8 protein-coding genes are annotated in these 11,656 nt (G+C 33.3%); 7 read left to right on the top strand and 1 reads right to left on the bottom strand.

Annotated elements, in window-relative coordinates; genetic code table 11:
• The first annotated feature begins 16 nt into the window (after positions 1 to 16).
• From dinB to IM744_RS06375, 5 genes are all read left to right on the top strand, one after another.
• Positions 17 to 1,231, top strand: a complete 1,215-nt coding sequence (dinB, locus tag IM744_RS06395) for a DNA polymerase IV (protein ID WP_194507276.1) — start codon at positions 17 to 19, stop codon at positions 1,229 to 1,231.
• Positions 1,231 to 4,188, top strand: a complete 2,958-nt coding sequence (locus tag IM744_RS06390; protein WP_194507275.1) for a DNA polymerase III subunit alpha — start codon at positions 1,231 to 1,233, stop codon at positions 4,186 to 4,188. Before dinB ends, IM744_RS06390 begins: the two co-directional genes overlap by 1 nt.
• A gap of 180 nt (positions 4,189 to 4,368) precedes the next feature.
• Positions 4,369 to 4,647, top strand: a complete 279-nt coding sequence (locus IM744_RS06385; protein WP_194507274.1) for a cold-shock protein — start codon at positions 4,369 to 4,371, stop codon at positions 4,645 to 4,647.
• A gap of 232 nt (positions 4,648 to 4,879) precedes the next feature.
• On the top strand, positions 4,880 to 6,220 hold the full coding sequence (locus tag IM744_RS06380; RefSeq protein WP_194507273.1) for a DEAD/DEAH box helicase: 1,341 nt from the start codon (positions 4,880 to 4,882) through the stop codon (positions 6,218 to 6,220).
• Between the two features lies 1 nt (position 6,221).
• Positions 6,222 to 7,535 (top strand): DEAD/DEAH box helicase, encoded by a 1,314-nt coding sequence (locus IM744_RS06375; protein WP_194507272.1) that lies wholly within the window; start codon positions 6,222 to 6,224, stop codon positions 7,533 to 7,535.
• Between the two features lie 17 nt (positions 7,536 to 7,552).
• Here the strand turns inward: IM744_RS06375 and IM744_RS06370 are convergent, their stop codons facing one another.
• The gene (locus IM744_RS06370) at positions 7,553 to 8,311 is read right to left on the bottom strand and encodes an arylesterase (RefSeq protein WP_194507271.1); all 759 of its coding nucleotides are present in this window, start codon (positions 8,309 to 8,311) and stop codon (positions 7,553 to 7,555) included.
• Positions 8,312 to 8,331: 20 nt separating this feature from the next.
• Between IM744_RS06370 and IM744_RS06365 the strand changes: the two genes are divergently transcribed.
• Both IM744_RS06365 and IM744_RS06360 read left to right on the top strand, forming a co-directional pair.
• Positions 8,332 to 9,027 carry an ABC transporter ATP-binding protein gene (locus IM744_RS06365; protein WP_194507270.1) on the top strand — a complete coding sequence of 232 codons (696 nt, stop codon included), beginning with the start codon at positions 8,332 to 8,334 and terminating at the stop codon, positions 9,025 to 9,027.
• Positions 9,028 to 9,075: 48 nt separating this feature from the next.
• The gene (locus tag IM744_RS06360; RefSeq protein WP_194507391.1) at positions 9,076 to 11,571 is read left to right on the top strand and encodes an ABC transporter permease; all 2,496 of its coding nucleotides are present in this window, start codon (positions 9,076 to 9,078) and stop codon (positions 11,569 to 11,571) included.
• Positions 11,572 to 11,656 lie beyond the last annotated feature (85 nt).

Raw genomic sequence — 11,656 nt, 5'->3', positions numbered from 1 at the left:
GAGTTAACTTTGCCAAATGCAAAAGAATATTTTACATCTAGACTTAGATACCTTCTTCGTGTCTTGTGAACGGTTAATTGATAGTCGTTTACAGAACAAGCCATTATTAGTAGGAGGCATAGGAGATAGAGGTGTTGTAGCTGCTTGTAGCTATGAGACTAGATTGTACGGAATTCATTCTGGAATGTCCATGAAAGTTGCACGTCGTTTGTGTCCGCAGGCAATTGTCATTAAAGGAAATTCTAGTATTTATACCAAATATTCTCATCTCGTTACAGAAATTATAAAAGAAGATGTACCTATTTTTGAAAAAGCTAGTGTTGATGAATTTTATGCAGATTTAACAGGTATGGATAAATTTTATGGTACTTATAAGTATGCTTCAGAATTAAGGCAAAAAATCATAAAAAACTCCGGACTGCCAATCTCATTTGGTTTGTCTTGTAATAAGATAGTTTCTAAAGTTGCTACAGGAGAAGCAAAACCTAATAATCAATTAAAGATAGATTCTGGTTTTGAGAAATCATTTTTAGCACCTTTATCCATAAGAAAAATTCCTTCCGTAGGTGAAAAAACATATCAAATTCTCAGAAATTTAGGGGTTGATACGGTGAGTGTTATTCAGCAAATGCCAGTTGAAATGATGATGAGTGTTTTAGGTGCAAATGGTATGACGATTTGGAAAAGAGCTCATGGTATTGATAATTCGCCATTAATCCCATTTCATGAACGCAAATCCATTTCTACAGAACGTACATTTAATAAAGATACTATTGATACATCGCAGTTGCGAACTACCATTTTTGCAATGGCAGAAAATTTAGCCTTTCAATTGCGAAGAGCAAATAAATTAGCAGGAACATTAAGTATAAAAATCAGATATTCAGATTTTAACACGTATAGCAAACAAATTAAAATGACGTATTCTAGTGCAGACCATGTCATAATTCCTACTGCTTTAGAGTTATTTGAAAAACTTTATAATAGACGGTTATTAGTACGATTAGTAGGTGTTAAAATGACAGATATTGTAAGCGGTAATTACCAAATTAATCTATTTGATGATACTGAAGAAATGCTCAATTTATATAACGCCATGGATCATGTAAGAGAAAAATATGGCGAGTTAAGCATCATGCGAGCATCCTCAATTGGAGCAAAAACTATAGGACGTTTTCAAAACCCGTTCAATGGAGAACCTCCAGTATTATTAGCACATAGAAAACAATAATGTATCTCAATTGTCATACATATTACTCACTTCGTTATGGTACGTTTTCTGAAATAGAACTCTTAGAACTTGCTAAAAACAATGAAATCTCGTCTTTGGTTTTGACAGATATCAATAATACATCTGCATGCTTAAATTTTATTAGACAGTCTAAAAAATATGCTATCAAACCCATAATAGGTATCGATTTTAGAAATGGAGCTAAGCAACAATTCGTTGGGATTGCAAAAAACAACAATGGGTTTGAAGAGTTGAATCAGTTATTATCTCATCATTTAGAAGACAAAATTGAATTTTCAGATAAAGCTCCAAAGCTTTCTAATTCATTTATTATTTATCCGTTTGAACAGGTTTTAGAACTCGAAATGACTGCTTTTGAGGATTATGAGTTTATTGGTATTTCTGTTGCTGAAATTAGAAAACTTCGCTTCTCAAAATTAAAAGAACTCAAGGATAAACTCGTCATACTGCAAACCGTTACTATTAGAAACAAGCGTGATTTCAACGCTCACAGACTGTTGAGAGCCATTGCTAATAATTGTTTATTGAGCAAGTTGCCAAAATGTGAAGAGTGCAAACAAGACGAAAAAATATTGTCCAAAAAAGACTTAGAACTCGAGTTTTTAGATTTTCCTCACATTATAGACAATACGCTTCGTTTGATGTCGCAATGTGAGATTCAGTTTAACTTCGGAAACGAGAGACAATCACAAAACTTGAAGTTGTACACCAATTCTGCTAAAAACGATTTAAAACTCCTAAAACAACTCTGCCAGGAAGGTTTACCAAAGCGCTATAAAAAACCAACGACGAAAGTTCACGAGCGTTTAAAACGAGAATTAGACACTATAGAGGACTTGGATTTTGTTAGTTTCTTTTTAATCAATCATGATATTGTGTCATATGCAAAAAGTCAAGGTTATTTTCACGTAGGTCGAGGGAGTGGAGCAAATAGTATTGTAGCTTATATTATTGGTATTACAGATGTTGACCCAATTGAGTTAGATCTTTACTTTGAACGTTTTATAAATCCGTTTAGAGCCTCACCACCAGATTTTGATATCGATTTTTCATGGAAAGACCGAGAGGATGTGACTAATTATATTTTCCGAAGATTTAAAAATACAGCGCTTTTAGCAACATATAATACTTTTAAATATCGAGCAGTCGTTAGAGAATTGGGTAAAGTATTTGGATTGCCTAAAGAAGAAATTGATAAGTTGAGTAAAGGGAATATTCCGTTTAATCAAATGGATGATGTTTCACAATTGGTCTTAAAATACGGAAAATTGATTGACGGATTTCCTAATTATGTGAGCGTGCATTCCGCAGGAATATTAATTCTCGATGCATCTGTTCATCAATATTCAGCTACTTTTTTACCGCCAAAAGGATTTCAAACAGTACAGTTTGATATGATAATTGCTGAAGATGTTGGTATTTTTAAGTTTGATGTTTTAGGACAACGAGGTTTAGCTAAAATCAAGGATGCTTTAGATATTATTGCAGAAAACAGACCAAATGAACCTCCAATTGATATACACGATTTAGAGTCTTTTAAAACAGATAAAAAGATTAATAATATGCTCAAAAGTGGTGGTGCTATTGGTGCTTATTATGTTGAATCTCCAGCAATGCGAGGTTTGATGATTAAATTACAAACCCAAGATTATTTAGGTTTGGTAGCTGCAAGTTCTATTATAAGACCTGGTGTTTCTGGCTCAGGAATGAAAGAGGAGTTCATTAAAAGACATCGTTTCCCAGAGCAACGAAAAAATGCACATCCCATTCTTTTAGAGATTATGCCAGATACTTATGGTGTGATGGTGTATCAAGAAGATGTTTTAAAGGTTGCAAGTCAATTTGCAGATTTAACTTTAGGGGAAGCCGACGTATTGCGACGCGGTATGAGCGGTAAATTTCGTTCTCGTGAAGAATTTCAAGGTGTAGAACAAAAGTTTATTTCTAACTGTAAAAACAAGGGTTATACAGAAGATTTAATATTTGAAGTTTGGGATCAAATTAAGAGTTTTGCTGGTTATGCATTTGCAAAAGGACATTCTGCCTCTTATGCTGTAGAAAGTTATCAAAGTCTATTTTTAAAATGCTATTTCCCAATTGAATTTATGGTCGCTGTTTTAAACAATGGAGGCGGTTTTTATAGTGTAGAACATTACATCCACGAAGCCAAAATGCAAGGTGCAACTATAGAGTTACCATGTATTAACACCAGTGATCATCCAAATAAAGTCTTAGTTAAAGCTATTTATTTGGGTTTTGGTTATCTACGGAATTTAGAAAAATTAGTCATCCAAAGGTTTTTAAGTGAGCGTCAACTTAATGGTTGCTATACATCTTTAGAAAACTTTATTGATCGTGTTACGATTAGTATTGAGCAACTCACTATTTTGATAAGAATAGGATGTTTCCGTTTTACAAAAAAATCAAAGTCTGAATTGTTATGGCATGCTATTTTTAAACTCAATGCGAGTAAAACATCAAACAAGCAACCTAAATTATTTAAACCAAAACACAAACACTTTGAATTACCTGTTTTAAAAACGAATGCAGTTGAAGATGCATTTGATGAGTTAGAGCTATTAGGATTTCCTTTATGTGGTTATTTTGATTTGATTGATGAACCTATGTCACACGATATTACATCTAAAGAAATGTGTAACTATGTAAAAAAAGAAGTTATTATATATGGTAATTTAGTAAATACAAGACACAATAAAACCTCACAAGGCAAATTAATGCGACTCAGTACCTTTGTTGATAAGCAAGGGCACTATTTTGATGCAGTTCATTTTACAGATACTGTACACCAATATCCAATTCATGGTGTAGGAATTTATAAATGCTTAGGTTTTATTACTGAAAAGTTTGGTTTTTGCAGTATGATTATCTCTAAGAGCATAAAAGTTAAAGTTTTAGGCAATCCTCGTATTGCTTAATTAGGTGCTTTTTTCAAAAAAAACTAGTAATACTTCAATTTCTACTCGTATAGCAATAAAAGACGTTTATCTTTGTGGAAAATAAAACTAAAGACCTTGTGACTTTAGCAATGTTAATAACTGACACTAATAACTAAATTGATAAGTTAGTGTAAAGAAGTAAAATACAAAACAGAAGTAATGATTAAAAATTGGATAAAAAAAATATTTGGTTCTAGCGAAGGTGCTGTTTCAAGTAAAGGTGCTGTTTCAAGTAAAGGGACACAGGAAGGAACAGTGAAATTTTTTAATTTTAGAAAAGGGTTCGGATTTATAACCCTTGGAGATTCTGACGAAGAAATCTTTGTTCACAAATCGAACCTTATTGATAAAATTAAGGATAAAAATAAAGTCACTTTCAATGTAGAACAGAGTGATAAAGGACCCATTGCTACAAATGTACGTGTCGTAAAAAAATAAAAAGATTATTATAACAAAAAAAAACCATCTTAATTGATGGTTTTTTTTGTCTTAAACTCTAAGTTCAATCGTAGTTATTAGATTGTTTTATCAGAAAAATTTTAATTATTTTGTCATTCCTGCGTAGGCAGGAATCCACCTCTTATAAAAATAGATTCCTACCTACGCAGGAATGACAACTATTTAGTTATTTCTCACGAACAGTATTCTTACCTTTGCTGAAAAATATATCATGTCTAAATCCTTTTCTAACTTAGGAATCAACGAACACCTACAACAAAGTTTAACCAATTTACAGATCACTGTTCCTACAGATATTCAGGTAAAGGCAATTCCGGTTGTTCTTAATCAAACCGAAGATTTAGTTGTTTTAGCAAAAACCGGAACAGGGAAAACAGCTGCTTTTGGCTTGCCATTATTACAGTTAGTTGATTTAAAAAACACCAATGTACAAACCCTTATATTGGCACCAACACGAGAATTAGGACAACAGATTTATACTAATTTAGTAGATTTTTCGGCAAATAGTCCAAACATTTCTATCGCATCAGTATGTGGAGGGATTCCTATAAAACCACAAATAGAACGTTTAAAAACGACAACACATATTGTTGTTGCTACGCCTGGACGTTTGGTTGATTTAGTTAAACGTGGTGCTATTGACATTAAAAGCTTAAAGTATTTAGTGTTGGATGAAGCTGATGAGATGGTAACCGCTTTAAAAGATGAAGTAGACACGATTATAAAAGGCATCCCAAAAACGCGACGTACATTATTGTTTACAGCAACACTATCTGGTGCTATAAAACAAGTCGTTCAAAATTACATGTCCAAACATGTGGTGCAATTGGAAGCAGATATGTCTACACTTGGTCATCAAGGTATTGATCATCAATATGTTGTTGTAGAACCTATTGAAAAACTAGAAGTATTACTTCATTTTTTAAATTCAAAAGAAGGTGAACGCGGAATCATATTTTGCAAAACCAAAGCAGCAGTAAATAAACTAGCTAAAAAATTAGCCATTAATAAGTTTTCATCTGGTGCAATCCATGGAAGTTTAACGCAAGGAATTCGTGATCGTATCATGGGACAATTTAGAGAAGGTCATATTGATATTTTGGTCGCTACAGATTTGGCTGCTCGTGGTATTGACGTCAAAGACGTTGCCTACGTTGTCAATTATCATTTGCCAGATACTTATGATGCTTATGTGCATAGAAGTGGACGAACAGCTAGAGCAGGAGCAAAGGGACTATCATTAAGTATCATACAAAAAGAAGAAGTAGAAGAAATTCCAGAATTTGAAGCTGATTTAGGTCTTGTTTTTACTGAATTTAAAAAAGCAGATGCTCAAAGTATTGAAGAAAATAATGGTTTATTGTGGGCTAGAAAAATATTTAAAACGAAGCCTAATCGTGACGTTTCCGAAGATTTTAAATCTCAAATTAAAACCATCTTTCATCATTTAACAAAAGAGGAACTTGTTGATAAAATTTTAGCTAATTATCTAGCTCAAAACAGTACTGATAATTCAAAATTAGAAACACCAAAAAAAGCTAAAAAGAAATAGAATGGCAAATGATATAAAAAATCAGCAAGATATTCTGGCTAAATTAAACATTTCAGCCTTGAATCCTATGCAAGAGGAAGCTTTGTTAATCATTGAAACAAGCCCAAACACCATTATTTTATCTCCTACAGGAACAGGTAAAACATTAGCTTTTGCATTACCACTTTTAGATCTCTTAGACCCTAAATCTTCAGAGATCCAAGCTTTAATTATCGTACCGTCTAGAGAATTAGCCATTCAAATTGAACAAGTCATTCGTTCTATGGGTTCTGGTTATAAAGTCAATGCAGTTTATGGAGGCAGACCAATGTCTAAAGATAAAATTGAACTCAAACATAATCCAGCTATTTTAGTAGGAACTCCAGGTAGAATTCTAGACCATTTTGATAATGATCGTTTTTCTAAAGCTCATATTAAAACACTCATATTAGATGAGTTTGATAAGTCTTTAGAAAATGGTTTTGAGGAAGAAATGAAAGCAATTCTCTATTATTTACCTAGTTTAAGTAAACGTATTTTAACTTCTGCCACTCAAGCAGTTAATGTTCCTGAATTTGTAGAATTAGAGAATCCTTTTACCATTAATTATTTAAAAGAAAAAGCAGAATCTAGGCTAGCACTCAAACTAGTGATTTCTCCCGATAAAAATAAGCTATCAACCTTGTTGGAATTAGTAAAACATATAGGTAATGAACCAGGAATTATCTTCTGTAATTTTAGAGAAAGCATAGATAAAGTTAGTGCTGTTTTAGACAAAAATCACATTGCTCATGCTTGTTTTTCTGGAGGCATGGAACAAAAAGACAGAGAACGTGCTCTTATAAAATTCAGAAATGGAACATGTCAATTATTAGTCGCTACAGATTTGGCTGCTAGAGGTATTGATATTCCAGAAATGAAATTTATTATTCATTATGAATTGCCAGTCCATGAAGAAGAATTCATTCATAGAAATGGTAGAACTGCTAGAGTTGATGCAAAAGGGACTTCTTATATTTTGAAATGGAAAGATCAATTATTACCCAACTTCATTAAAGCAAAAGATCCAATAGACATCTCTAACAAAGCACCATATAAAAAGCAATATTGGGAAACTTTGTTCATTTCCGGAGGACGGAAAGACAAAATCTCAAAAGGTGATATCGCTGGTTTATTTTTTAAACAAGGCGGATTGAAAAAAGACCAATTGGGTACTATTGAACTCAAACCAGATTGTGCTTTTGTAGCTGTTCCTGTTGCTCTGGCAGATCAATTGGTTGGCACATTAAATAATAGTAGATTGAAAAAGAAGAAAGTTAGGATTACGGTTCTTTAAATTATTATAATTTAATATTAGTCTGCGTTAACCAAAGGCTCTAAAACTTCCCAAACCGTATTAGCAACAATTTGATGACCTTTTACTGTTGGATGAATACCGTCATTTTGGTTGAGTCCTGCAATACCACCAACATCTTTCAAAATAAAAGGAATAAACTCTAATTGATTTTGTTGTGCCAAATCTGCATACATTTTTCTGAATTCCTGAGTATAATCTTGTCCCATATTTGGCGGTAATTCCATACCAGCAAGAATAATTGTCGTGTCTTCACTTTTTTGCTTTACAACATCAATGATGGCTTGTAAATTAGAACGCGTTTCAGATAAAGGAACTCCACGCAATCCATCGTTAGCTCCAAGTTCTAATATAAAAATAGAGATGTCTTGTTTTAAAATCCAATCAATTCTACTTTTACCACCTGCTGTTGTTTCTCCACTTAATCCAGAATTAACAACGGTATAATTAGCGCCTAAAGAATCGATTTTTTGCTGAAGTAATGCAGGAAAAGCATCATTAGTATCATCTAAACCGTAGCCTGCAGTAATACTATCTCCAAAACATAAAATGGTTTTTGTTTTGTTGGTAGCAACTTCTGTTGGCTGCATTGTGTTGGTCTCTTCTAAATCTTGATTTTTAGAATCCGTTTTTTCCGTTGTCCCATTTCCGCAGGAAAACATTAAAAAAACCAATATAAAATAACAAAACTTTAAGTATTTATGTAACACTGAAGTGGGTAACTTTGCAATCAATTTATTATTTTGAGCCATAGACATACGTTGTCAATTATATTAAAATGAATACACCAAAGATATTAAAGATTACTGGGTTAGAAAAGACATATTCTAGCGGTAACAAAGAATTAACGGTTTTGCATGACATCTCTTTTGATGTAGATCGCGGACAAACATTTTCAATCGTTGGACCATCAGGAAGCGGAAAAACAACTTTACTTGGTTTATGTGCTGGTTTAGACGAACCAAATGCAGGTAGCGTTGAATTGTGCGGACAAGATTTAAGTACTTTAAATGAAGATCAACGTGCACAATTACGAAATAAAGAAGTCGGATTTATATTCCAAAATTTTCAACTATTGCCAACCCTTACTGCATTAGAAAATGTTAGTGTGCCTTTAGAATTACAAGGTGCAAAAGATGCTGAAAAACGCAGTTTGGTGCTTTTAGAAAAAGTAGGATTAGCAAATCGTGTGCATCATTATCCGTCGCAACTTTCTGGAGGTGAGCAACAACGTGTTGCATTAGCAAGAGCTTTTGCAAATGAACCTTCTATTTTATTTGCAGATGAACCTACAGGTAATTTAGATGAAGATACTGGTGAAAAAGTGATTAAACTTTTATTTGACCTTAATAAAGAAGCAGGTACAACCTTGGTTATCATTTCCCATGATCTGGACCTCGCTAACCGGACCCAGCAAATCTTACGTTTAAAAGGCGGACAAATTTTAACTAACCAACGTACATCTGTACAGTAATTTAGAGCTCCATAGATTATGAATCCAAGTACAAAATGGCTCTTTAAAATGGCATGGCGAGATGCCAAAGCTAGTAAAGTCAGGCTATTATTATTTATGAGTTCTATTGTTTTAGGGATTGCTGCTGTGGTTTCTATTCAATTGTTTAGTACAAATTTAAAGGATAATATTCAGCGTCAATCTAAAGTTTTGATGGGTGCAGATTATACCATTGATACTAGACAAGAACCAACTGAGCGTGCTCAAGCTATTATAGATTCTCTAAAGCCTGATGCTCACGAAGTCAACTTTGTGTCTATGATTGCGTTTCCTAAAAATGGAGGTGCAAAACTGGTTAAAGTGAGAGGAATTGAAGGCGCTTTTCCTTTTTATGGTCAAATGAATACCGAACCTAAAATAGCAGCAACCAATTATCAAGATGTAGGTGGTGCTTTGGTAGATGCGACTTTATTATTGCAATTTAATATTCAAGTTGGTGATTCTATTAAAATTGGAGAACTCACATTGCCAATCGTTGGTGCTTTAAAATCCATACCTGGAAGTAATGCCATTTCAAGTTCTGTTGCGCCACCTATTGTGATTCCGAATCGTTATATAGAAGACACAGAGTTATTACAATTTGGAAGCAGAAAAGAATATCAGTTCTTTTATAAAACCACAAATGATTTTGATCTCGACGCATTTGAAGATAAAATTGATCCGATGTTGGATTTCGAAAATGCAGATTTAGACACACATACAAGTACAAGTAAACGTTTAGGGAATCGGTATGATAATGTGGGTAAGTTTTTAAATTTAGCTGCTTTTATCGCCTTATTATTAGGTTGTATTGGGATTGCAAGTTCTGTACATATTTATATTAAAGAGAAATTAAAATCGATTGCTGTTTTAAAATGCATGGGAGCAACGAGACGACAAAGTTTCTTGATTTTTCTAATTCAAATTGCTGGTATTGGTATCATTGGAGGTTTAATAGGCTCTTTATTTGGAATTGCGTTACAAGAGTTATTTCCGTATCTATTAAAATCATTTTTACCTTTTGATGTCGAGATTAGTATTTCATTTCTACCTGTTTTAATAGGTGTGCTTTTAGGATTATTCATGTCTGTGTTATTTGCTTTATTGCCACTCATCAACACTTGGTATGTGTCACCATTAGAAGTTTTAAGAGTTGGCGAAAGTCCGTCAAAAAGTTCAAAAAGAGCACAACTTATCGTTAGTAGTGCTATTGCCTTATTCTTACTTTTATTCTCTTACATCTTATTGGACAATATTTTTTATGCGCTTGGATTTGTATTAGGAACACTCTTAACCTTTGCTATTTTAGCAGGAATTGCTTTGTTGAGTATGAAAGGCATTAGAACATTTTTTCCAAAGCGTTTTGGTTTTGCAGCACGTCAAAGTTTGTTGAATTTATTTAGACCTAACAATCAAACTGTTGTATTAGTAGTTGCTATTGGTTTAGGAACATTTTTAATAAGTACCTTATATTTTACCAAGGATATTTTATTGTCTAAAACAGAAGTTGCAGAAACTGCAGATGCAGCCAACATCATAATTTTAGATGTACAGACAAAGCAAAAAGATGCTGTGGAGAAGCGCATTCAAAGTTTAGAATTACCTATTCTAGATAATATTCCTATTGTAACCATGCGAATGCATAGCATCAAAGATCAATTGGTAAATACATTACGTTTAGACTCTACTCGCCAAGTTAGAGGTTGGATTTTGAGTCATGAATTTAGAGCAACCTATCGAGATTCGCTTACCACTTCTGAAGAGATTATAGAAGGTGAATGGACTCCAGAAATACAAGCAGATGCTCCAATTCTTATTTCATTGTCAGATAATTTAGCTTCTGATGCTAAAGTAAAAGTTGGTGACGACATTGTATTTAATGTGCAAGGTGTACTCATGAATACTAAAGTTGGTAGCATTAGAAAAGTAGATTGGGCACAATTAAAACCTAACTTTACGATTCTTTTCCCGAAAGGTGTTTTAGAACAAGCACCACAATTTAATGTGATTACAACTGCAGTTCCAAATGAAGATAAATCGGCAACGTTGCAACGAGAGCTGGTTTCTAATTTCCCTAATGTTTCTGTGATTGACTTACGACAAGTCTATACTGTTGTTGAAGATATTTTGGATAAAGTATCGTGGATTATCAATTTTATGGCATTTTTTAGTATCCTCACAGGAATTATTGTTTTGATTGGCTCTGTTAGAACAAGTAAATATCAACGCATTAAGGAAAGTGTATTATTAAGAACGCTTGGTGCTCAAAACAAACAAATTTTAAAAATATCTGCTTTAGAATATCTCTTTTTAGGTGTTCTTGGTAGTTTGGTAGGCATTTTATTGGCTTTAGTTGGCAGTTTGTGTTTGGCGTTATTGATGTTTAATGAACCTTTTGTGCCATCTATGATTCCGTTTTTAGTGTTTTTGCCAGGCATTAGTTTGTTGGTTGTTATCATTGGGTTGAGCAACATCCAAACGGTATTGCGAAGTTCTCCTTTGGAGGTTTTGAGACGAGAAGGCTAGGAGTTCAAGTTATATTTTTTTAGGGTTTATTTCTGAAATGTGCCAGAATTGAAATCCGTTAGCTACAATTATAATTTTGCAGATA

Source organism: Psychroserpens luteus, from assembly GCF_015319355.1.
GTDB lineage: Bacteria > Bacteroidota > Bacteroidia > Flavobacteriales > Flavobacteriaceae > Psychroserpens > Psychroserpens luteus.
This window is presented reverse-complemented; position numbering and strand designations above follow the sequence as displayed.

What these genes read in the sequence shown, in the direction of transcription:
- IM744_RS06380 (WP_194507273.1), top strand. Translation starts at nt 4,880, where the DNA reads ATGTCTAAATCCTTTTCTAACTTAGGAATCAACGAACACCTACAACAA.
- IM744_RS06370 (WP_194507271.1), bottom strand. Translation starts at nt 8,311, where the DNA reads ATGTCTATGGCTCAAAATAATAAATTGATTGCAAAGTTACCCACTTCA.
- IM744_RS06385 (WP_194507274.1), top strand. Translation starts at nt 4,369, where the DNA reads ATGATTAAAAATTGGATAAAAAAAATATTTGGTTCTAGCGAAGGTGCT.
- IM744_RS06375 (WP_194507272.1), top strand. Translation starts at nt 6,222, where the DNA reads ATGGCAAATGATATAAAAAATCAGCAAGATATTCTGGCTAAATTAAAC.
- IM744_RS06390 (WP_194507275.1), top strand. Translation starts at nt 1,231, where the DNA reads ATGTATCTCAATTGTCATACATATTACTCACTTCGTTATGGTACGTTT.
- IM744_RS06365 (WP_194507270.1), top strand. Translation starts at nt 8,332, where the DNA reads ATGAATACACCAAAGATATTAAAGATTACTGGGTTAGAAAAGACATAT.
- dinB (WP_194507276.1), top strand. Translation starts at nt 17, where the DNA reads ATGCAAAAGAATATTTTACATCTAGACTTAGATACCTTCTTCGTGTCT.
- IM744_RS06360 (WP_194507391.1), top strand. Translation starts at nt 9,076, where the DNA reads ATGGCATGGCGAGATGCCAAAGCTAGTAAAGTCAGGCTATTATTATTT.